This is a genomic window from Frigoribacterium sp. VKM Ac-2530 (assembly GCF_015350835.1).
GTDB lineage: Bacteria > Actinomycetota > Actinomycetes > Actinomycetales > Microbacteriaceae > Frigoribacterium.
On sequence record NZ_JADKSE010000001.1, the window covers coordinates 1,059,468 to 1,080,289 of the forward strand.

The 20,822-nt window shown below is 73.1% G+C and carries 19 protein-coding genes and 1 pseudogene; 14 read left to right on the plus strand and 6 right to left on the minus strand.

From position 1 onward, the window contains the following. Positions 1-94: 94 nt before the first annotated feature. The gene (locus tag ITJ48_RS04805) at positions 95-1,183 is read right to left on the minus strand and encodes a BMP family protein (RefSeq protein WP_194612608.1); all 1,089 of its coding nucleotides are present in this window, start codon (positions 1,181-1,183) and stop codon (positions 95-97) included. A gap of 187 nt (positions 1,184-1,370) precedes the next feature. Next, positions 1,371-2,489 carry a mannose-1-phosphate guanylyltransferase gene (locus ITJ48_RS04810; RefSeq protein ID WP_194612609.1) on the minus strand — a complete coding sequence of 373 codons (1,119 nt, stop codon included), beginning with the start codon at positions 2,487-2,489 and terminating at the stop codon, positions 1,371-1,373. A gap of 137 nt (positions 2,490-2,626) precedes the next feature. On the opposite strand from ITJ48_RS04810, the gene ITJ48_RS04815 reads away from it, so the two are divergent. The 5 genes from ITJ48_RS04815 (at position 2,627) to ITJ48_RS04835 (ending at position 7,514) form a co-directional block, all read left to right on the plus strand. After that, positions 2,627-3,802 (plus strand): glycosyltransferase family 1 protein, encoded by a 1,176-nt coding sequence (locus tag ITJ48_RS04815; protein ID WP_194612610.1) that lies wholly within the window; start codon positions 2,627-2,629, stop codon positions 3,800-3,802. A 142-nt stretch (positions 3,803-3,944) separates the two neighbouring features. Then, complete coding sequence (sdhC, locus tag ITJ48_RS04820) at positions 3,945-4,403, plus strand: succinate dehydrogenase, cytochrome b556 subunit (protein ID WP_123546568.1); 459 nt, start codon at positions 3,945-3,947, stop codon at positions 4,401-4,403. A 4-nt stretch (positions 4,404-4,407) separates the two neighbouring features. Next, positions 4,408-4,854, plus strand: coding sequence for a succinate dehydrogenase, hydrophobic membrane anchor protein (sdhD, locus tag ITJ48_RS04825; RefSeq protein WP_123546569.1), 447 nt, complete (start codon positions 4,408-4,410; stop codon positions 4,852-4,854). 72 nt (positions 4,855-4,926) lie between these two features. Continuing rightward, complete coding sequence (sdhA, locus tag ITJ48_RS04830; protein ID WP_123546570.1) at positions 4,927-6,744, plus strand: succinate dehydrogenase flavoprotein subunit; 1,818 nt, start codon at positions 4,927-4,929, stop codon at positions 6,742-6,744. Positions 6,745-6,746: 2 nt separating this feature from the next. Beyond that, the gene (locus ITJ48_RS04835; RefSeq protein WP_123546571.1) at positions 6,747-7,514 is read left to right on the plus strand and encodes a succinate dehydrogenase iron-sulfur subunit; all 768 of its coding nucleotides are present in this window, start codon (positions 6,747-6,749) and stop codon (positions 7,512-7,514) included. A 91-nt stretch (positions 7,515-7,605) separates the two neighbouring features. Here the strand turns inward: ITJ48_RS04835 and ITJ48_RS04840 are convergent, their stop codons facing one another. Both ITJ48_RS04840 and ITJ48_RS04845 read right to left on the minus strand, forming a co-directional pair. Next, on the minus strand, positions 7,606-7,953 hold the full coding sequence (locus ITJ48_RS04840; protein WP_194612611.1) for a hypothetical protein: 348 nt from the start codon (positions 7,951-7,953) through the stop codon (positions 7,606-7,608). Next, entirely contained in the window at positions 7,943-9,109 is a 1,167-nt protein-coding gene (locus ITJ48_RS04845) for a DUF6177 family protein (RefSeq protein WP_194612612.1), read from the minus strand. The genes ITJ48_RS04840 and ITJ48_RS04845 overlap by 11 nt, the downstream gene beginning before the upstream one ends. 164 nt (positions 9,110-9,273) lie before the next feature. On the opposite strand from ITJ48_RS04845, the gene ITJ48_RS04850 reads away from it, so the two are divergent. Together ITJ48_RS04850 and ITJ48_RS04855 are read left to right on the plus strand one after the other, a co-directional pair. Then, complete coding sequence (locus ITJ48_RS04850) at positions 9,274-10,194, plus strand: hypothetical protein (protein ID WP_194612613.1); 921 nt, start codon at positions 9,274-9,276, stop codon at positions 10,192-10,194. Positions 10,195-10,229: 35 nt separating this feature from the next. Continuing rightward, positions 10,230-10,955, plus strand: a complete 726-nt coding sequence (locus ITJ48_RS04855; protein WP_194612614.1) for a hypothetical protein — start codon at positions 10,230-10,232, stop codon at positions 10,953-10,955. A gap of 27 nt (positions 10,956-10,982) precedes the next feature. Here ITJ48_RS04855 and ITJ48_RS04860 read toward each other — a convergent pair whose 3' ends face one another. Together ITJ48_RS04860 and ptsP are read right to left on the minus strand one after the other, a co-directional pair. Continuing rightward, positions 10,983-11,510 carry a hypothetical protein gene (locus ITJ48_RS04860; RefSeq protein ID WP_194612615.1) on the minus strand — a complete coding sequence of 176 codons (528 nt, stop codon included), beginning with the start codon at positions 11,508-11,510 and terminating at the stop codon, positions 10,983-10,985. 28 nt (positions 11,511-11,538) lie between these two features. Next, positions 11,539-13,191 (minus strand): phosphoenolpyruvate--protein phosphotransferase, encoded by a 1,653-nt coding sequence (ptsP, locus tag ITJ48_RS04865; RefSeq protein WP_194612616.1) that lies wholly within the window; start codon positions 13,189-13,191, stop codon positions 11,539-11,541. Positions 13,192-13,313: 122 nt separating this feature from the next. Here ptsP and ITJ48_RS04870 point away from each other — a divergent pair, with 122 nt between their 5' ends. The 7 genes and pseudogenes from ITJ48_RS04870 to ITJ48_RS04900 all read left to right on the plus strand — a co-directional run bounded on the left by ITJ48_RS04870 (position 13,314) and on the right by ITJ48_RS04900 (position 20,773). Further along, positions 13,314-14,396, plus strand: a complete 1,083-nt coding sequence (locus ITJ48_RS04870; RefSeq protein WP_194612617.1) for a YihY/virulence factor BrkB family protein — start codon at positions 13,314-13,316, stop codon at positions 14,394-14,396. Positions 14,397-14,406: 10 nt separating this feature from the next. Further along, the gene (locus ITJ48_RS04875) at positions 14,407-15,252 is read left to right on the plus strand and encodes an exodeoxyribonuclease III (RefSeq protein ID WP_194612618.1); all 846 of its coding nucleotides are present in this window, start codon (positions 14,407-14,409) and stop codon (positions 15,250-15,252) included. 54 nt (positions 15,253-15,306) lie between these two features. Continuing rightward, the gene (gene trpS / locus ITJ48_RS04880) at positions 15,307-16,332 is read left to right on the plus strand and encodes a tryptophan--tRNA ligase (RefSeq protein ID WP_194612619.1); all 1,026 of its coding nucleotides are present in this window, start codon (positions 15,307-15,309) and stop codon (positions 16,330-16,332) included. A 2-nt stretch (positions 16,333-16,334) separates the two neighbouring features. Further along, on the plus strand, positions 16,335-17,051 hold the full coding sequence (locus ITJ48_RS04885; RefSeq protein WP_194612620.1) for a GNAT family N-acetyltransferase: 717 nt from the start codon (positions 16,335-16,337) through the stop codon (positions 17,049-17,051). A 62-nt stretch (positions 17,052-17,113) separates the two neighbouring features. After that, on the plus strand, positions 17,114-18,115 hold the full coding sequence (gene ribD / locus ITJ48_RS04890; protein ID WP_194613344.1) for a bifunctional diaminohydroxyphosphoribosylaminopyrimidine deaminase/5-amino-6-(5-phosphoribosylamino)uracil reductase RibD: 1,002 nt from the start codon (positions 17,114-17,116) through the stop codon (positions 18,113-18,115). A gap of 23 nt (positions 18,116-18,138) precedes the next feature. Next, positions 18,139-18,765: pseudogene (ribA, locus tag ITJ48_RS04895) on the plus strand (GTP cyclohydrolase II); the annotation flags it as partial. Between the two features lie 94 nt (positions 18,766-18,859). Continuing rightward, positions 18,860-20,773 carry an ABC transporter ATP-binding protein gene (locus ITJ48_RS04900; RefSeq protein ID WP_194612622.1) on the plus strand — a complete coding sequence of 638 codons (1,914 nt, stop codon included), beginning with the start codon at positions 18,860-18,862 and terminating at the stop codon, positions 20,771-20,773. Positions 20,774-20,822 lie beyond the last annotated feature (49 nt).

Below are 20,822 nucleotides of genomic sequence, written 5' to 3' on the forward strand. Positions count from 1 at the left end.
CGTGGGAAGGGCCCGGGACGAACGGTGGAGACCGTCCTGCCCGGGCCCTCGATCAGGCCATGCTAATCGATGCCTGACCTGCTGCGGACTGGTGTCAGTTCGTCAGCGAGGAGGGCGACTCGACGGGGATCGAACCGTCGATGATGCCCGCCTTGATGGTGTCCAGCTCGTCCGAGAGGCCGGCGTCGACCTTGTCCTCGTAGTCGTGGAACGGAGCGATGCCGACGCCGTCGTTCTCCAGCGTGCCGACGTAGGGCTCGTTGGAGAAGTCGCCCGAGGAGGCCTGCGTGGTGACGTCGTCAGTCGCCTGCTTGATGCCCTTGAGCACCGAGGTGAGGAACAGGTCGCTGTTGGCGCTGTCCGTCTCGTAGGTGTCGGAGTCGGCGCCGACGAGGACGATCTCCGAGCCGGAGTCGCGGATCGCCTCGGCGGCGCTCTGGTAGATCGGTCCGCCGACCGGCAGGATCACGTCGGCTCCCTGGTCGATCAGCGTCTGCGCGCTCTGCTTGGCCACGGTGCCGGCCTCGAAGCCGCCCGTGAAGGTGCCGGTCTGCGACGCGACGTCCCAGCCGACGACCTTGACGTCGCCGCTCTTCTGCTCGTTGTAGTACTCGACGCCGTCGACGAAGCCGTCCATGAAGATGGTGACGGTCGGGAACTGCATGCCGCCGAAGGTGCCGACGGTACCCGTCTTCGAGTAGCTCGCCGCCGCGTAGCCCGCGAGGAACGCCGCCTCGGACGTGTTGAAGGTGATGGGCTTGACGTTGTCGGCCGTGATGGACGCGTCGTCGATGGTGGCGTAGTCGATGTTCGGGTTCGTCTCGGCGGCGGTCTTGGTCGCGTCGGCGAGCGCGAAGCCCACCGTCACGATCAGGTTGCAGCCCTGGTCGGCGAGGTTCGACAGGTTGGCGTCGTAGACCGTCTCGTCGGCAGACTCGACCGTGTTGGCCTTGGCGCCCTCGGCCTTCGCCGCCTCGGTGAGGCCCTCGTAGCCGAGCTGGTTGAACGACTTGTCGTCGAACCCGCCCGCGTCGGAGACCATGCAGGGCACGAAGTCGCTGGTGCCGGAGCCGCCGGCAGCGTCGCCGTCGGCCTCGGGGGCCGAGGCGCAGCCGGCCAGGATGGCGACGGTGCTCGCCAGGGCGAGGCCGCTGTAGGCGGCCCTGCGCGCAGTTGTAGTCAAGGTGTCCTCCAAGATGCAGCCCGACACGGGAAGCCGGGCACGTATGGCGACAGGTTACCTACTGTGACGAGCGGGCCGGACCGCGGAGGCGGACCGATGCGGAGGCGTTACACGAACGCGACCACCTCGTAACGGCGCCGTAACAACGGGGACCGCCCGGGCGGCCCCGGGACGCCTCGCCGACCCGTCAGAGGACGTCGCTCCGGCCGCTGAGCTTGAGGGCGTCGACGACGCTCTTGACCCGCTGGGCGTTCGCCGTCGTCGTGACGAGGAGGGCGTCCGGGGTGTCGACCACGATGATGTCGTTCACGCCGATCAGCGAGATGAGCCGGCCGCTGTGGCCCACGACGATGCCGCTCGACGCGTCGGACAGCACGCGGGCGTTCTCGCCGAGGATGGCGAGGTCGCTCTTGCGGCCGCCCGAGTGCAGCTTGGCGATCGACGCGAAGTCGCCGACGTCGTCCCAGTCGAAGTCGCCGGGCACGACGGCGAGGCGACCTGCCGCGGCCGCCGGCTCGGCGACCGTGTAGTCGATGGCGATCTTCTCGAGGCCCGGCCAGACGGCGTCGACGACGGCGCCGCGACGCGACGTGTCCCACGCCTCGGCCAGTTCCTCGAGGCCCGCGAGGAGCTCGGGCCGCGTCTCGCCGAGCTGCTCGAGGAGGCGGTCGGCACGGGAGATGAACATGCCCCCGTTCCAGAGGTGGTCACCCCCGGCGACGTAGCCCTCGGCGGTGGGGAGGTCGGGCTTCTCGACGAACGACTCGACCCTGCGGGCGCTCGGGGCGCCCTGGACGTCGAGGCCCTCCCCCACGTGGATGTAGCCGAAGCCGATCGCGGGCTCGGTCGGGGTGATGCCGATGGTCGCGATCCAACCCGCGTCGGCGAGCGCGATGGCCTCGCGCACGGCACGTCCGAAGCCCCGGACGTCGGCGATCACGTGGTCGGCCGCGAACGAGCCGATGATGACGTCCGGCTCGCGTCGACGCAGGATGGCCGCGGCGAGGCCGATGGCGGCCGTCGAGTCCTTCGGCTCGCTCTCGAGGACGACGTTGTGGTCCGCGAGGGCAGGGAGCTGAGCCTCGACGGCGGCTCGGTGGGCGCGACCGGTCACGACCATGATCCGCTGCTCCCCCGCGAGCGGCGCGAGGCGGTCCCAGGTGCCGCGGAGCAGGGTGGATCCGCTGCCGGTGAGGTCGTGCAGGAACTTCGGCGCGTCCGCGCGGCTGAGCGGCCACAGGCGGGAGCCGATGCCCCCGGCGGGGATGATGCTGTAGAAGCGGTCGGAGGCGTCCTGGGGGGTCATGTCGGCCACCTTAGCGATGCCGCGCTGCGAGCCACGGGGCACTCGTTCACCACCCCGACACCCGCCCGTCACGGCACCGGCTCCGTCCGGCCACGACCGCCCGGCAGCCTGGCAGCACGCCGAGTCGAGGAGTGCCCATGCGGGTCGCCATCGTGACCGAGAGTTTCCTGCCCACCGTGAACGGCGTGACCACCAGCGTGCTGCGGGTCCTCGACCACCTCGAGCGACGTGGCCACGAGGCCCTCGTCATCGCCCCGGCGGGCCGCGGGCACGACTCCTACGCGGGTGCCCGCGTCCACCGCGTCCCGTCCGTCGCGTACCGCCAGTTCCCCGTCGGCCTGCCCGGGCCCCAGGTCGCCGGCGCGATCGCGTCCTTCGCCCCGGACGTCGTCCACGTCGCCTCGCCGTTCCTGCTCGGCGCCCAGGCGATCTCGGCGGCGGCCAGGCTCGGCCTGCCGAGCGTCGCGGTCTTCCAGACGGACGTCGCCCGCTACGCGGCCGCGAGCGGGCTCGGCACGGTCACCGAGGCCGTGGCGTGGCGGCTGGTGCGCCGCATCCACGACCAGGCGACCGTCACGCTCGTGCCGTCGACCGCCTCCCTGCGGGACCTAGAACGGGCCGGGGTGCAGCGCCTGGCGACGTGGGGCCGCGGCGTCGACGCCCGCCGGTACCATCCGAACCGCCGTGCGGGCGCGGGCGCGTCGCTGCTCCGTTCCCGGGCCGGCGCAGGGCCGGACGACGTGCTCGTCGGCTACGTGGGCAGGCTCGCGGCCGAGAAGCAGGTCGAGCGCCTCGCGGCCCTGCGCCGCCAGGACGGCGTCCGCCTCGTCGTCGTCGGGGGCGGTCCCTCGCTGCCCTCGCTCCGTCGTCGGCTGCGGCACCTGGACCCGCTCTTCACCGGCCCGCTGCACGGCGACGAGCTCGCCGACGCCTACGCCGCGCTCGACGTCTTCGTCCACACGGGCACGACGGAGACGTTCGGACAGACGGTCCAGGAGGCGCACGCCGCGGGGGTCCCGGTGGTCGCGCCCGCGGCCGGCGGGCCTCTCGACCTCGTGCACCACGGCGTCGACGGGTACCTGTTCGATCCCCGCCACGACCACTCGCTCAGGCGGTCGGTCGGCAGCCTCGTGGCGGACGGGGCGCTGAGGGCCCGCTTCGGCGAGGCGGGCCGACGGGCCGTCGTCGGCCGCACGTGGGAGAGCGTGGGCGACGACCTGCTGGACCACTACGAGGCCGCACGCGCCGGCGTCCGGGGTGCCGCGGTCGCCCACGGGGCCGCGGGGGTCGACCTTCTCTCGACATCGAAGTAGATCGGTCGTTCTTAGGCCCGCCTAAGCGGCGGGAGCAGGTGCCCCGCTCGTATGCTGGGACAGTTCTATGAACGCACACGGCGGACGCGGCTGTCCTCCCCCGGATCGCAGCCGACCGCCTCGTCCGCGAGGAGGGCCGCTCATGGCTGAGCAGTCGACGGGAACACTGGCGTCACCGGCAGGCAGGTCGGGCGGGTCGTCGTCGCGCGTGCCCGAGCCTCGCAAGGGCGGCCGCTTCGCCGGCACGCTGTACCGAGGCCGCGAGGGCATGTGGTCCTGGGTGCTCCACCGCATCACCGGCGTGAGCATCTACTTCTTCCTCCTGGTGCACATCCTCGACACGGCTCTCGTGCGGATCAGCCCCGAGGCGTACGACGCGGTCATCGGCACGTACAAGAACCCGATCATGGGCCTCGGCGAGACCGGCCTCGTGGCCGCCATCCTCTTCCACGCCCTCAACGGCCTGCGCATCATCCTCATCGACTTCTGGGCCCCGGCGACCAAGCACCAGCGACTCCTCTTCTGGATCGTGATCGGCGTGGCCGTCGTGCTGTTCGCCGGCTTCGCCCCCCGCCACCTGATGAACGTCTTCTCGGAGTAACGCGATGACCACTGAGACCGTCGAGGCCCCGCGCAGCGCGCGCACCGCCCGCCGCAGCACCAACTGGGAGAAGTGGGGCTGGATCTACATGCGCGTCAGCGGCGCCGTGCTGGTCGTGCTGATCTTCGGCCACCTCTTCGTCAACCTGCTCGCCGGCGAGGGCGGGGTCAAGGCGATCGACTGGGGCTTCGTCGCGGGCAAGTGGGCGAACCCGTTCTGGCAGGTCTACGACACGCTGCTCCTCTGGCTCGCTCTGATCCACGGCTCGAACGGCATGCGCACCATCGTCAACGACTACGTCGGCCGCCCTGCCGTCCGCCGGGTGCTGCTGGGGACGCTCGTGGTCTCGGCTGCCGTCCTGCTCCTCCTCGGCACGCTCGTGGTCTGGACGTTCGACCCGTGCCCGGCCAACGCGCCGGCCGACATGCTCCCGTCCATCTGCTCGGCCTGACCTCCTCGGCGTGACGACCTCCGCCTCCTCGACCTGTCCCGCCGCCGGCACCACCGTCCCCCGGAAAGAACTGTGACCACTCCCTCCGCTCCCGCCTCGTCCGACCAGGACTCCGTCGTCGACGGCATCCACTACCACCAGCACGACGTCGTCATCGTCGGCGCCGGGGGCGCGGGGATGCGTGCCGCGATCGAGGCCGGGCCGAACGCCCGCACGGCCGTCATCTCGAAGCTCTACCCGACCCGCTCGCACACCGGCGCGGCCCAGGGCGGCATGGCCGCGGCACTGGCCAACGTCGAGGACGACAACTGGGAGTGGCACACGTTCGACACGGTCAAGGGCGGCGACTACCTGGTCGACCAGGACGCCGCCGAGATCCTGGCGAAGGAGGCGATCGACGCCGTCCTCGACCTCGAGAACATGGGGCTGCCCTTCAACCGCACCCCCGAGGGCAAGATCGACCAGCGCCGCTTCGGCGGCCACACGGCCGAGCACGGCAAGGCCCCGGTCCGCCGGGCCTGCTACGCCGCCGACCGCACGGGTCACATGATCCTCCAGACGCTGTACCAGAACTGCGTCAAGCTCGGCATCGACTTCTACAACGAGTTCTACGTGCTCGACCTGATCATGGGCGAGGTCGACGGCGTGGCACGTCCGGCCGGCGTCGTGGCGCTCGAGCTCGCGACCGGCGAGCTGCACGTGTTCCAGGGCAAGTCCGTGGTCTTCGCCACGGGCGGCTTCGGCAAGATCTACAAGACGACGTCGAACGCCCACACCCTCACGGGCGACGGGGTCGGCATCATCTGGCGCAAGGGCCTGCCCCTCGAGGACATGGAGTTCTTCCAGTTCCACCCGACCGGCCTCGCCGGGCTCGGCATCCTCCTCTCCGAGGCCGCGCGCGGCGAGGGAGCGATCCTCCGCAACAGCGAGGGCGAGCGCTTCATGGAGCGCTACGCCCCCACCATCAAGGACCTGGCGCCGCGCGACATCGTCGCCCGCTGCATGGCGACGGAGATCCGCGAGGGGCGCGGCGGCGGACCCCACAAGGAGTACGTCTACCTCGACATCACGCACCTCGACCCCGCCGTCATCGACGCCAAGCTGCCCGACATCACCGAGTTCGCCCGCACCTACCTCGGCGTCGAGCCGTACACGGAGCCGGTGCCGGTGCTGCCGACCGCCCACTACGCCATGGGCGGCATCCCCACGAACGTCCACGCCGAGGTCCTCAGCGACAACACCACGGTGGTGCCCGGGCTCTACGCCGCCGGCGAGTGCGCGTGCGTGAGCGTGCACGGCTCGAACCGGCTCGGCACCAACTCGCTGCTCGACATCAACGTCTTCGGCAAGCGCGCCGGCAACAACGCCGTCGAGTTCGCCAGGACCGCCGAGTTCGTCCCGCTGCCCGAGGACCCTGCCGGCTTCGTGCGCGGGCTCGTCGCCGACGTCCGCAACGCCACCGGCACGGAGCGCATCGCGACGCTCCGCAAGGAGCTGCAGGACAGCATGGACCGCAACGCCCAGGTGTTCCGCACCGAGGAGACCCTCGACGAGGTGACCCACGTGATCGCCGACCTGCGCGACCGGTTCAAGAACATCTCGGTCCAGGACAAGGGCAAGCGCTTCAACACGGACCTGCTCGAGGCCATCGAGCTCGGGTTCCTGCTCGACCTGGCCGAGGTCGTCGTGTACTCGGCGCGCTCGCGCCAGGAGAGCCGCGGAGGCCACTTCCGCGAGGACTACCCGACGCGCGACGACGAGAACTGGCTGGTCCACACGATGGCCTACCTGACGGGCGACCCGCACTCGTCGCTCGCCGGCGACCACATCCGACTCGACACGAAGCCCGTCGTGATCACGAACTACCAGCCGATGGAACGGAAGTACTGAGCATGAGCTCCGCAGTCCTCGAGAACGCCCCCACCGCCTCCGACGCCGTCCCCACCTTCACGGCGACGCTGATCATCCGCCGCTTCGACCCCGAGGTGGACGACGAGCCGCGCTGGCAGGACTTCGACGTGCAGGTGCTGCCCACCGACCGCGTGCTGGACGCCCTGCACCAGATCAAGTGGGAGCAGGACGGCTCGCTCACGTTCCGCCGCTCGTGCGCGCACGGCGTCTGCGGCTCGGACGCGATGCGCATCAACGGTCGCAACAGGCTCGCCTGCAAGACCCTGATCAAGGACCTCGACCTCTCGCAGCCGATCTACGTCGAGGCCATCAAGGGGCTGCCCCTCGAGAAGGACCTCGTCGTCGACATGGAGCCGTTCTTCCAGTCGTACCGCGAGATCCAGCCGTTCCTCATGGCCTCCTCGAAGCCCGAGAAGGAGCGCATCCAGAGCGCGACCCAGCGCGAGCGCTTCGACGACACGACCAAGTGCATCCTGTGCGCCGCGTGCACGTCGAGCTGCCCCGTGTTCTGGACCGACGGCCAGTACTTCGGCCCGGCCGCCATCGTCAACGCCCACCGCTTCATCTTCGACTCGCGCGACGAGGGCGCCCAGGTCCGCCTCGACATCCTCAACGACAAGGAGGGCGTGTGGCGCTGCCGCACGACCTTCAACTGCACCGAGGCCTGCCCGCGCGGCATCCAGGTGACCAAGGCCATCGCCGAGGTCAAGAACGCCGTGCTGCGCGGCAGCGTCGCCCCCGTGAGCTGACCACTCGGCGACACGACGAAGGGCCCGGCACCACCTCGGTGGTGCCGGGCCCTCCTGCATGTCGATCGTCGGCAGTCGGTCGTCTCGGTCGTCAGTCGTCCTCGACGATGCAGACGGCCTCGAGGCCGAGCGCCAGCCGGAGGGCCACGGAGACCCCGCGCTCGCCCTCGGCGCCGTGGGGCGCCACGGCGTCGACCCACCAGACGGGCAGGCGGACGGCCGGCGGGTCGGCGAGCAAGCGCTCGATCTCGCCCTCGACCGTGACCTCGTCGGAGCTGAAGACGGTGAGGACGGCGTCCCCGGACCCGCCGAAGACCTGGAGGGCGGCTCCGCCGTCGATCTCGCGGACGCCCAAGGAGTCGTCGACCGTCCTGGCTGCCGTGGCGAGGTCCAGGGCGTCGACGACGTGCGGACTCAGGATGGTGATGTCACGGGGCACCGGGGGGCGCCTCCTCGTCGGTGTCGGTGTCGGTGTCGGTGCCGGTGAGCCGGTGCTCGTGCAGGAGGTCGTGGTCGTCGAGGTCGTCCTCCCAGGCCTCCAGGAGCGGCGGCGAGACCATCTCGGCCAGTCGCTCGGGCCCGACGGCGTCGAGGGTGTCGTGCAGGGCGTCCCAGCCGGACGTGGCTGCGTCGCCGAGCGACACCACGTAGGCGGGGAGGCGCGGGCGACCGACGACGGTCACCGGCTTCGGCACGGGGATCGTCGAGACCGTCAGGCCCAGCCGCTGCACGGACGGTGCGCCGATCAGGAGCACGACGGGGTTCGGCGGCGGGTACGTGACGGCCCGGACGCTGCGGTCGGGCTCGCCCTCGCGCGCGACGACGAGCGCGAAGGTCGGGACGGAGGTGCGGGCGATCTCGGACAGCGCCTCCGTGAGGCGGTCGACCGCAGCGTCGACGGGGTCGACCTCATCATCGCCGGAAGGGGCGGCGGGCACGGCGATCGTGAGGGCTGTCGTCTCCTCGATGCCGTTCTCCGTGACGCGTGCCGTGAGCGTCCCCGACAGGCCGGGGCCCTCGACGACCACGCGGACGAGCTCGGGTGCGGCGTGCCGTGCGCTCTGCGTGAGCACCCAGCGGTCCCAGGGCCGCCGCAGGGGCTCGGTCTCGCCCCACCGGTCGGGCCCTGCACCGGCCACGGCCTCGGCGAGCACCTCGACGGCCCCGCCCAGGGTCGTGTCGTGGTCGGGGCGGTGCAGCACCGTGAGGTCGACCGAGAGCTGCGCGGTGGTGTCGACCGCCTCCTGGACGACCGACTCGGAGGCGACCTCCTGGTCGCTCAGGTCGTCTGCGGCGATCGGCGGCCAGCCCGCCGCGTCGAGGTCGGCGTAGGGCGAGCCCGTCAGCCCGTCGCGGAGGTCGCCGCGCCCGTCACGCACGGCCCACGCGGCACCCGCGTGCACGAGGGCGGCCCGCGTGCCCACGGTCAGGCGGGAGGACTCCCCCGTCACGAGCACGATCCGGCGTCGACCCCGGCGGCGGGCCAGGAGGTCGGCGAGCGGTGCGCTCAGCCTGACGACGCGGGCCCGGCTGTCGACCCGGACGACGCGCGGCGTCACGGCATCGATCAACGGGTGTCGGATAGGGGTGCCCACGACGACAAGTCTGCTCCCGGCCCCTGGACGGTGACCGGTCCACGACCCCGTTCGCCCCGAAGAGGGCAGGAGGCGGACCGTGCGAATAGTCTGTCGGTGCCGTCCGCGACGCCCGCGACGTCAGCACCGCTCCCGATCCCCGATCACGACCGAGAGGCTCCGACATGGACGTCGCCCGACAGCAGGACCTGCAGAACCAGATCGCCGCCCGCGTCGCCGAGTCGCTGGTGGACGTCGACTGGGCGGAGGCGACGCTGTTCCTCCTGCAGGTCGGCGACGTCAGCCGCACCTGGGTCGACGCCCTCGACGCGGCCGGCAGCACGAAGCAGGACCTCCCGACGCCCGACGTCGAGGCACTGGGTGCGCAGCTCCGCGAGGCCATGGCCGATCCGGAGCGCGGCACCTGGTTCTCGCTGGTGCTGACCCTGTCGTCCGACGGCTCGTTCACCGCGCGCTTCAACGGAGAACGTCGCGTCTTCGACGACGCCGCGTCGCCGTTCGAGGCCACCGGCGACGAGGTCGTCCCGACCGACGCGGACTACGCCGCCGACCTCGCCCGCTTCCCTCGCGCGGAGAAGTACCGGCCCGAGTGGCTGCCGGGCGACGCCGCGACTGCGAGCTCCGCTGCGGAAGGGTCGACGACGGCGCCGTCATCCACCCCGCCCGCCGCGGCCCTGCCCGCCTCCCTGTCCTCGCTCGACGGCCGCTGGGGCTGGCCCGGGGTGCTCGCGAGCGTGGCCCAGCAGACCGCGGCCTCCCCGGTGGCGTCCTCGCCGGACGCCACGCCGACCGACGAGTCCGACGCACCCGAGCTCTCGCTCGGCCAGCTCGCGCTCCGCGTGCGCGACGCCGTCGTCCTCGACGTGATCGCGCCGCACCGGGTCGCGACGCTCCTCCGGCTGCACGCCGAGGCCGTCGGCGCCGGCGTGCTGCCCGCCGTGGACGCGGTCGAGTCGGTCGACCCCGAGCTGGGACTCGAGGAGGCGCGCGTCGCCTCCCCCGAGGTCGTCCCGGCCGTCGAGGCGGCCGTCGACAGCGTCGTGGACGCGATCGTCGCCCAGCACCTGCAGGCCGTCGTCGCCTGATCTGCCCGAGCTCGGAGCGTCCTAGGATCGGGCACATGGGGAGGACGGGGTCGAGGGACGCAGCCGAGCGGCAGCGTGCCGTGTCCCGCCTCCTGCGCCCACGTCTGGTGCTGCCGCCCGACCTGGACCGCCCGACGACCCGCCGGCTGGCGTCCCTCGACGAGGCCGTGGCGGCGGCCTTCTCCACGGGCGACCACGACGACCTCCTCGACGACCGGGCGGTCAGCGGGTGGCCTGCCGCCCTCACCGCCGTGGTCGGCGACGTGCTCCGGCGCCTGCCGTCCGCAGCCGTCACGGGGACGCCGGACCCGGTGCGCGGGATCGTCGAGCAGGCCCTGAGCGCTCGTCTCGGCTTCGGGCCGGGTTCCGAGCCCGACTCGCCCGTGCTGCTCGCCCACGCCCGCGTCGCCGAGACGCGGCGGGCACTGGAGGCACGAGGATGGACGCGCGTCGTCCCGGCGGCCCGAGACGACGCCTTGGCCCAGCTGCTGTCGGACACGCTCGGGGCTCGCGCCGTCGTGACGCGACACCTGCGACGCGTCCACCTCGAGGTGCTGCCCCGGCACGGCGCGACCGCCACGCCCGGCTCCTCGCTCGCCGTGCTCTCGAGCACGGGCACCCTCGTCGTCGTCGAGCTCGGGCTGCCCCGCCCGGCCCACGACGACCTCGCCGCCTTCCGACCGTTCCTCGTCGCCGTCGCGGACCTCGCGACGGTGCAGGACAGGAAGGACGCGGACGCCCGGATGCATGACCAGTGCTGAGGGCGCGACGCCGAGGCGCGCCCTCGACTAGGCCCCGCTCGGCCTCCGCGGCGCGTCGGCGTCGAGCACCCGCTCGCCGAGTCCGGCGTCGAGGCCCGCCGGCGGCCGGACCGGATACCACGCGGGCAACGCCTCGGGGCGTCGTGGGTGCCGGGCGAGGTCGGCGAGGAGGGACTCGTCCGAGGGAGCGCTGCCAGGACCGCCTGAGAGCGGATCCCGGGAGTTCGTCCACGAGGGACGCTGGTCGTAGTTGTACTCGAAGGAGTACCGGCCCTCGGTCGTGACCGTCACGAAGGCGCTGAGCCACGCGCCCGCGCCCGGACGTTCCGTCTCGCGCCGGAGGAGGGCCAGGGGCCCGTCTACCTCGTCCGGCACCGGCACGCCCGACTTGGCCTCCTCGACGTCCCAGACGGCCAGGTGCGAGCCGATGCTCCCGCCGACCTCGGACCAGAAGAGACGTGCCCGCGCCCACTCGACTCGGGACGACCGCGAGACCGCCCGGAAGACGACGAGTGCCGCCTCCTTCTGCTTCTCCTCGACGACGCCGACGTCCACGACCCTCCCCCCTCGGCCCGCAGGCGGGTCAGCCGGCGGCGACGGCCTCGGCGGCCTGGCGGGCGCCGGAGGCGGTGGTCGCCGCGATCGCCGCGGTCGCCAGGGCGCGGGCCTGCTCGAGCGTGTGGGCGCCCAGCTCGAGGCGGACGTCGGCGAGCGCCGCGGGCGTCATCGACAGCGTGGTCGCGCCGAGGCCGACGAGCACGACGGCCAGCAGCGGGTCGGCCGCGGCCTCGCCGCAGATGCCGACGGGCTTGCCCGCGGCCGCACCGGCGTCGCCGAGGGCCTTGACGAGGCGCAGGACGGCAGGGTGCCAGGGGTCCTGGTAGCTGGCGACCGAGCCGAGCATGCGGTCGGCGGCGAGGGTGTACTGCGTCAGGTCGTTGGTGCCGACGCTGACGAAGTCGGCCGAGGAGAAGATCTGGTCGGCCAGCACGGCGAGCGAGGGCACCTCGGCCATCACGCCGACGGTCCTCAGCCCGAGCTCACGCCCGAGGGCCACGAAGTACTCCGTCTCCTCGGCGTCGCTGACCATGGGCGCCATCACCCAGAGGTCGGCCGTGGTCGCGGCCTGCGCGGCGGCGAGCGCGCTCAGCTGGTCGCGGAGGATCTGCTCCTTGACGCGGAGCGCGCGCAGGCCGCGAAGACCGAGGGCCGGGTTCTCCTCGTGGGCGTCGTTGAGGAAGCTCAGGGGCTTGTCGGCGCCGGCGTCGAGGGCGCGCACGACGACCTTGCGGCCGGGGAACGCCTCGAGCAGCGCCGTGTAGCTCGCGGTCTGGCTCTCGACGGTCGGGGCGGTGCTGTTGCCGAGGAACAGGAACTCGGTGCGGAACAGGCCGACGCCCTCGGCGCCGAGCGCGACGGCACCCGCGGCCTCGTCGGGCGAGCCGAGGTTCGCGAGCAGCGGCACCGCGTGCCCGTCGGCGAGGGCGCCGTCGGTCAGGGGCGCGGCGGCCGCGGCGGCACGGTCGGCGATGCGCCGCTCGGCGTCGGCGACCTCGTCGGCGGACGGGTCGACGGTGACGACGCCGGTCACGGCGTCGGCGACGACGACGGTGCCGTCGGCGAGGTCGAGCGCGTCGCCGACGCCGACGATCGCGGGGATCGACTTCGAACGGGCGAGGATCGCGGTGTGCGAGGTCGGGCCGCCGTCGCGCGTGATCAGGGCGAGGACCTTCTCGAGGTCGAGCAGGGCCGTGTCGGCCGGTGCCAGGTCGGGGGCGACCAGCACGAAGGGGGTGTCGCTCTCGGGCACGCCCGGGGCGGCGACGCCGCGCAGGGAGGCGATGACGCGCTGGGCGACGTCGCCCAGGTCGGTCGCGCGCTCGGCCATGTAGCCGCCCATGCCGACGAGCATCTCCTGGAAGGCGGCGAAGGCGTCGAAGACCGCGCGCTCGCCCGTGGAGCCGTCGGCGATGCGCTGGTCGACGTCCTCGACGAGGGTCGGGTCCTGGGCCATCAGGGCCTGGGCGTCCAGGACGTCCTTCGCCTCGCCTCCTGCCTTCTCGCCCCGCGCGGTCAGGTCGGTGGCGACGGCGGCGAGCGCCGTCGCCACGGCGGCCGACTCGGCGGCGGCGTCCGCGGTGCGACCCTCGGTGCCGGGCTCGGGAAGCGGCTCGGGCATCCTCAGGACGGGGCCGACGGCCACTCCACGTCCGACGCCAACGCCCTGTAGTGCCACTGTGTACCTCTTCGTGCTCGCGGTGTCTGCGGCGGGCACGCTGATCGGCGGCGCCGCGGGGTCAGCGACATCGTACGCGAGCGGTGGCGGGCGCCCCGTGCACGCGCCCGTACCCTGGGTGCATGCGCCGCCGCCCCGACGACACCGACCAGGGCGACGCCGCTCCGGTCGCCCCCTCCGCCGCCGCCTCCGCCCGTGCCGCCGGTTCCCGGCTCGCGTCGTCGAGGGCGGTCCGCGTCGTCGGCCGGCACGTCGTGCAGAAGGGCCCGCTGCTGGCCGCCGGGCTCACGTACCAGGCGCTCTTCGCCCTCTTCTCGGCCCTCTGGGTCGGCTTCAGCGTCGCGGGCTTCGTGGTCGCGGGCAACGACGTCGTGCGCGACGAGCTGGTCGCCTTCATCCAGTCGGCCGTGCCCGGCGTCATCAAGGACGACACGGGCGCCGGCGTCGTCGAGCCCGGCGCCCTGATGAACGCCTCGGTCTTCGGCTGGACCGGCACGGTCGCCCTCGTCGGGCTGCTGTTCTCGTCGATCCGGCTCTTCGGCAGCATGCGCGACTCCGTGCGCACCGTGTTCCGGGCGCCGCAGCCCGCGACGCCGCTCCTCCGGCTGATCGCGCGGGACCTCGTGCTCGCGCTCGCATTCGGCGCGACGGTGCTCGTCTCGGCGTCGATCTCGCTGCTGAGCACGACGGCCGTGACCTGGGGCCTGCGGCTCGTCGGGCTCTCCACCGACTCCGACGCCTCCGCCGCGCTGCTCCGGCTCGTCGGGCTGGTGCTGGTGTTCCTCTTCGACACGGCCGTGCTCGCCGTGCTGTTCCGGGTGCTGGCCGGCCTGCACATCCCGACCCGCCGCCTCCTCGCCGGCTCGGCGATCGGCGGCGCCGGCTTCGTGCTCATCACCTTCGTCGGCGGAACCCTGCTGCGGGCCGCCGGCTCGAACCCGCTGCTCGCGTCGTTCGCCGCGATCGTCGGGCTCCTGCTCGTCATCAACCTGCTCTGCCAGGTGCTGCTCCTCGCCGCGGGCTGGATCGCGACCGGCATGGACGACATCGGGGTGCTGGCCGACCCGCACGCCGAGGCCGAGCGGCTGCGGCTGCTCGAGGAGGCGCGGCTGGCCGAGGAGGCGCAGCTCGGCTCCCGCAGGACGCGCGCGGCCGGGCGGCTGCGCGCCCTCGCCTCGCGGCTGCCGAGGGGCGGCCGCCGCTAGTCTCTCTGGCATGGGTTCTCGTCTGCGTCTCGCCTCGGTCAACGTCAACGGCATCCGTGCCGCGTACCGCAAGGGCATGGGCGAGTGGCTCGCCGACCGCGACGTCGACGTCCTCACCCTGCAGGAGGTGCGGGCCTCGACCGACGACCTCGAGGGCCTGCTCGGCCCCGAGTGGAACGTGCTGCACCACCCCGCCACGGCCAAGGGCCGCGCGGGCGTGGCGATCGCCTCCCGGGGCGCCGCCCACATCCACCGGGTCGAGCTCGGCCCCGACGACTTCGACAGCGCCGGCCGCTGGATCGAGGCCGACTACGACGTCGACGGCACGATCGTCACGGTCGTCAGCACCTACGTGCACTCGGGCGAGGTCGGCACCGAGAAGCAGGACGAGAAGTGGAAGTTCCTCGACGCGATGAGCGAGCGGCTGCCCCAGCTCGCCGCGCACTCCGAGCTCGCCGTCGTCACCGGCGACCTCAACGTCGGGCACCGCGAGCTCGACATCAAGAACTGGAAGGGCAACGTCAAGCGCGCCGGCTTCCTGCCGCGCGAGCGCGCCTACTTCGACCGGTTCTTCGGGCCCGAGGGCGAGCCCGTCGAGACCGCCGACGGCGAGGGCGGCACGGGCCTCGGCTGGGTCGACGTCGGCCGCCGCCTGGCCGGCGAGGTCGAGGGGCCCTACTCGTGGTGGTCGTGGCGCGGCCAGGCCTTCGACAACGACACCGGCTGGCGCATCGACTACCACGTGGCGACGCCCGCCCTCGCCGAGCGCGCGTCCGGCCTCGTCGTCGACCGCGCCGCCTCGTACGACAAGCGCTGGTCCGACCACGCGCCCGTCGTCGTCGACTACGACATCTGACCCCGCACCGCCGACTCCGGGCCTCCTCCCCCGGCTCTCTTCCCCAAGGACACCATGACCAGCACCGCCCCGGCCGCCGCCCGGCCCCGCCTCTTCTCCGGCATGCAGCCGACCTCCGACTCCCTGCACGTCGGCAACTACGTCGGCGCCCTGCTGCAGTGGCGTGAGCTGCAGTCCAGCCACGACGCCCTGTTCTGCGTGGTCGACATGCACGCCATCACCGTCCCGCAAGACCCGGCGACGCTCCGCGAGCAGACCCGCCGCACCGCCGCCCAGTACATCGCCGCGGGCATCGATCCCGAGAAGTCGACGCTCTTCATCCAGTCGCACGTGCCCGCGCACGCGCAGCTGGCCTGGGTGCTGAACACGCTGACGGGCTTCGGCGAGGCCAGCCGGATGACCCAGTTCAAGGACAAGTCGGCCAAGCAGGGCGCCGACGCGGCCACCCTCGGCCTCTTCGCCTACCCGACGCTCATGGCGGCCGACATCCTGCTCTACCAGGCCGAGTCCGTGCCGGTCGGCGACGACCAGCGCCAGCACGTCGAGCTCACCCGCGACCTCGCGGGGCGCTTCAACTCCCGGTACGGCCAGACCTTCGTCGTGCCCGAGGCGGCCATCCTCAAGGAGACCGCGCGCATCTACGACCTGCAGACGCCCGAGTCGAAGATGAGCAAGTCGGCCGCGACCGACTCCGGCATCGTCTGGATGCTGGACGAGCCGTCGCGCACGGCGAAGAAGATCAAGTCGGCCGTCACCGACACGGAGCGCGAGATCCGTTTCGACCGCGGGGCCAAGGCCGGCGTGTCCAACCTGTTGACAATCCTCTCCGCCTTCTCCGGCACGACCGTCGGCGCGCTCGAGCAGCAGTACGAGGGGCGCGGCTACGGCGACCTGAAGAAGGACGTGGCCGAGGTCGTCGTCGAGACCTTCACACCGATCCGCGCCCGGACGCTCGAGCTCCTGGACGACCCGGCCGAGCTCGACCGCGTGCTCGCCGGCAACGCCGAGCGCGCCGACGCCATCGCCCAGGCGACGCTCGACACCGTGTACGACCGCATCGGGTTCGTCCGCAGGGCCTGACCGTGCAGCCGTTCGTGCTCGAGTCGCCGGCCGTCCGTCTCGAGGTGCCGGGCCCGGCCGACGTCGAGGCGATCGTCGACGCCTGCCAGGACCCGGTGCTGCAGCGCTTCACGACCGTCCCTGAGCCCTACGCGCGGTCGGACGCGGCGTTCTTCCTCGAGCGCATCGTCGACCACGGCTGGGTGACGGGACGCGAGGCCACCTGGGGCCTGCGCGGCCCCGGCTCGTCGCTGCTGCTCGGAGTCGTCAGCGTCCGGCTCGGCACCCGCGACATCGGGTTCTGGACGGCGCCGGAGGCCCGCGGCCGCGGCCTGATGACCGCGGCGGTGCGCCTCGTCGCCGACTGGGCCCTGGGCGAGGCCGGCCTCGACCAGCTGCACTGGGAGGGCTATGTCGGGAACGACGCCTCCGCCGCCGTCGCGCGCCGCTGCGGCTTCACCTACACGGGCGCCGGGCCGGGCATGCACCCCGGCCGCGACGGCGCACGGCCCCTCTGCTGGAAGGCGCGGCTGCGCCCCGGCGACGACCGCCTCCCGAAGCCGGGCTGGCCCGACCTCTCCGGCGGTGCCGCCCGGGACCACACCGCCAGTGCCGCCGACGCCGACGCCGAGGCAGATCGACACGACCGCGACCGCTCCCGGGAATGGCCGCGGGTCGACGACGTTGACCACAGAGGCCCGCAGACGCCGGGCACGCCCCGTCTCCCGGAGGACTCGTGACCGACCCGAACACCGCGCCCGCGCCGTCGGACGGCCCGGACGACCTCGTCGTCGAGGCCGCCATGCGGCGTGCGCTCGAGCTGGCTGCTCGCGGCCCTGCCCGGGGCGCCAACCCGCAGGTGGGCTGCGTGCTCCTCCGGCCGGACGGCAGCACCGCGGCGGAGGGCTGGCACCGCGGCGCGGGCACCCCGCACGCCGAGATCGACGCCCTGGCGGAGCTCGGGGACGCCGGCGCCGCCGGCCTCACCGCCGTCGTCACCCTCGAGCCGTGCGACCACACCGGCCGCACCGGGCCGTGCAGCACCGCCCTGATCGCCGCGGGCGTGGCTCGCGTCGTGTACGCCGTCGACGACCCGGGCGAGCAGTCCTCGGGAGGCGGCGCCCGCCTCCTCGAGGCCGGCGTCGCGGTCGAGAGGGGGCTCCTCGTCGACGAGGCGACGGAGCTGGTGCGCCGGTGGCTCGTCCCGGCCCGCCACCACCGTCCGTTCGTCACCGTGAAGTGGGCCTCGAGCCTCGACGGCCGCGCCGCGGCCGCCGACGGCACGAGCCGCTGGATCACGGGCACGGCCGCGCGGCAGCACGTGCACGAGGTGCGTGCCGACCACGACGCGATCCTCGTGGGCACCGGCACCGTGCTCGCCGACGACCCGAGCCTCACGGCGCGGGGCGACGGCGGCGAGCTGCTCGCCGACCAGCCCGTGCCGGTGGTCGTGGGCGACCGCGCCGTCCCGACCGAGGCCCGCCTCCGGACCCACCCCCGAGAGCTCGTGCAGCTCGCGGGGCACGACCCCGCCGCCGCACTCGACGCCCTCTGGCGGCTCGGCGTCCGCAGCGTGCTCGTCGAGGGCGGCCCGACCGTGGCCAGCGCCTTCGTCCGCGCCGGCCTCGTCGACGACTACCTCGTCTACCTCGCCCCGACGCTGATCGGCGGCGCCCGCACGGCGCTCGACGACCTCGGCGTCGCCACGATCGACGACCAGCGACGCCTCCGCGTCGCCGACGTCACCCTGCTCGGCACCGACCTGCTGGTCGTGGCCCGCGACGACACCCGGAGCACCCCATGACCGACGCCCACTCCCCCGACTCCCCCCGCGTCTCGCACGTGACCTTCGAGGTCGAGACCACCGTCCCCACCTCGCACGGCACGTTCCGGATGCGCGCGTACACCGACGTCGAGACCGGCGCCGACCACATCGCGATCGTCGCCTCCGGGCCCGACGGCGCCGCCCCCTCCGACGGCGCGCTCGTGCGGGTCCACTCCGAGTGCCTGACGGGCGAGGCCTTCGGCTCGCTCAAGTGCGAGTGCGGCCCCCAGCTCGACGCCGCCCTCGACACGATCCGCGACCACGGCGGCGTCGTCGTCTACCTGCGCGGCCACGAAGGCCGAGGCATCGGGCTGATCAACAAGCTGCGGGCCTACCGGCTGCAGGAGGACGGCCTCGACACCCTCGACGCCAACCTGGCGCTCGGCCTGCCCGCCGACTCCCGCCAGTACGGCGCGGCGGCCGACATGCTGCGCGACCTCGGCGTGACGTCGGTCCGCCTGCTCAGCAACAACCCCGAGAAGCGCCGCCAGCTCGTGCAGCACGGCATCGAGGTGCTCGAGTCCGTGCCCCTCGTCGTCGGCGTGGGGGCCTTCAACGAGGGCTACCTCGACACCAAGCGCGATCGCATGGGCCACGAGCTGCCCGGGCAGCTGCACGGCGACGTCTGACCCCCGTCCGGTCCCAGCGGAGGCGCAGGTGGCTCGGGACGGGACGAAGTACCGTGGTCCCGGCGATCCGCCGCGACCTTCCCCGAGAGGCACCATGAGCTCCGACACGAGCCGCTCCGACCCGAGCACTCGATCCGCGTCGTCCCCCGCCCCCGCACCCGCACCCGCTCGACGAGGACGGGCAGGTCGGACAGGCCGCCGAGAGGCGGACGGGCCCCGCGCGACGTTCCGCCAGCTGCTGCCGTACCTCTTCGAGCACAAGAAGGTGATGGTCGTCATCATCGTGCTCAGCGTGCTGGGCGCCGCCGCCTCGCTCGGCCAGCCCCTCCTCGTCAGCCAGGTCATCACCCTCGTGCAGCAGGGCGAGACGCTCGGCAGGCTCGTCTGGGCGCTCGTCGCCCTCGTCGTCGTGGCCGGCCTGCTGAGCGGGTTCCAGCACTACCTGCTTCAGCGCACCGGCGAGGGCGTCGTGCTCTCGAGCCGCCGCCGGCTCGTGTCGAGCCTGCTGCACCTGCCGGTCAGCGAGTTCGACCGTCGGCGCACGGGCGACCTCGTGTCGCGCGTCGGCAGCGACACGACCCTGCTGCGGGCCGTGCTGACCCAGGGCCTGGTCGAGGCGATCGGCGGCTCCCTGACCTTCGTCGGGGCCCTCGTCGGCATGTTCCTGATCGACCCCGTGCTGCTCGGCCTCACCGTGCTCGTGGTCGCCGTCTCGGTGACGGTCGTCGTGCTGCTCTCGGGACGCATCCGCGTCGCCAGCCGCCGCGCACAGGAGAAGGTCGGCGACCTGACCGCCGCCGTCGAGCGGTCGATCAGCTCGGTCCGGACGATCCGCGCCAGCGGCGCCACCGAACGCGAGATCACCGGCGTCCAGGCCGACGCCGAGGGCGCCTACCGGCGGGGCCTCGAGGTCGCGCGCATCTCGGCGCTCGTCGTGCCCATCGCCTCCGTCGCGCTGCAGGCGTCGTTCCTCGTCGTGCTGGGCGTCGGCGGCTTCCGCGTCGCGAACGGCACGATCGACATCGCCTCGCTCGTGTCGTTCATCCTGTTCCTCTTCCTGATGATCATGCCGCTCGGCCAGGCCATGGGCGCCGTCCTCAGCGTCAACCAGGCGCTCGGGGCGCTCGGCCGCATCCAGGAGATCCTCGACCTGCCGCGCGAGACGGAGGGCGACGACGTCGTCGCCGCGGGCCTCGGCGGCGACGCCAGGGTCGAGACCGACGCCGCGATCCGCTTCGACGACGTGCACTTCCGCTACCCCGACTCGCCCCCTGCCGCCGACGGCACGACGGCCGTGGAGGAGGCGCGCGCGACCTCCGACGACGACCTCACGGTGCTCCGCGGCGTCTCGTTCTCGGCTCCCGTGGGCAAGCGCACCGCCCTGGTGGGCCCGTCCGGGGCCGGCAAGAGCACCATCCTCGCCCTGATCGAGCGCTTCTACGACCCCACCTCCGGCGTCGTCCGTCTGGGCGGCGTGGACGTCCGCGCGCTCGACCGTGTCGACCTGCGCGCGCAGATCGGCTACGTCGAGCAGGACGCCGCTGTCCTGGCGGGCACCCTGCGCGACAACCTCACCCTCGGCTCGCCCGAGGCCACCGACGACGACTGCCGCCGGGTGCTCGAGGCGGTCAACCTCACCGCCGTGCTCGAGCGCGGCGAGCTCGGCCTCGACGCCCAGGTCGGCGAGGACGGCGTCCTGCTCTCGGGCGGCGAGCGCCAGCGCCTCGCCATCGCGCGCACGCTGCTCTCGGCGCCCCCGCTGCTGCTGCTCGACGAGTCGACGTCGAGCCTCGACGGGCTCAACGAGCAGCGCCTCCGTGAGGCCATCGACGCCGTCGCCGAGGGTCGCACCCTGATCGTCATCGCTCACCGGCTCTCGACCGTCGTGGACAGCGACCAGATCGTCGTCGTCGACGACGGACGGGTCGTCGGCGTCGGCACGCACTCCGAGCTGGTCGAGAGCACGCCGCTCTACAAGGACCTCGCGAAGCACCAGCTGCTCGTCTGATCGCCGCCTGGGGGTCGTGGGGCGCGGGGGCGCGGGGTCGGCGGAGCCT

Excerpts from the sequence above, each read along its gene's own strand:
- ITJ48_RS04870 (WP_194612617.1), top strand. The coding sequence starts at position 13,314 with ATGCGCCGCCGCCCCGACGACACCGACCAGGGCGACGCCGCTCCGGTC.
- ITJ48_RS04810 (WP_194612609.1), bottom strand. The coding sequence starts at position 2,489 with ATGACCCCCCAGGACGCCTCCGACCGCTTCTACAGCATCATCCCCGCC.
- sdhD (WP_123546569.1), top strand. The coding sequence starts at position 4,408 with ATGACCACTGAGACCGTCGAGGCCCCGCGCAGCGCGCGCACCGCCCGC.
- trpS (WP_194612619.1), top strand. The coding sequence starts at position 15,307 with ATGACCAGCACCGCCCCGGCCGCCGCCCGGCCCCGCCTCTTCTCCGGC.
- sdhC (WP_123546568.1), top strand. The coding sequence starts at position 3,945 with ATGGCTGAGCAGTCGACGGGAACACTGGCGTCACCGGCAGGCAGGTCG.
- ITJ48_RS04835 (WP_123546571.1), top strand. The coding sequence starts at position 6,747 with ATGAGCTCCGCAGTCCTCGAGAACGCCCCCACCGCCTCCGACGCCGTC.
- ITJ48_RS04815 (WP_194612610.1), top strand. The coding sequence starts at position 2,627 with ATGCGGGTCGCCATCGTGACCGAGAGTTTCCTGCCCACCGTGAACGGC.
- ribD (WP_194613344.1), top strand. The coding sequence starts at position 17,114 with ATGCGGCGTGCGCTCGAGCTGGCTGCTCGCGGCCCTGCCCGGGGCGCC.
- ITJ48_RS04900 (WP_194612622.1), top strand. The coding sequence starts at position 18,860 with ATGAGCTCCGACACGAGCCGCTCCGACCCGAGCACTCGATCCGCGTCG.
- ITJ48_RS04875 (WP_194612618.1), top strand. The coding sequence starts at position 14,407 with ATGGGTTCTCGTCTGCGTCTCGCCTCGGTCAACGTCAACGGCATCCGT.
- ITJ48_RS04850 (WP_194612613.1), top strand. The coding sequence starts at position 9,274 with ATGGACGTCGCCCGACAGCAGGACCTGCAGAACCAGATCGCCGCCCGC.
- ITJ48_RS04855 (WP_194612614.1), top strand. The coding sequence starts at position 10,230 with ATGGGGAGGACGGGGTCGAGGGACGCAGCCGAGCGGCAGCGTGCCGTG.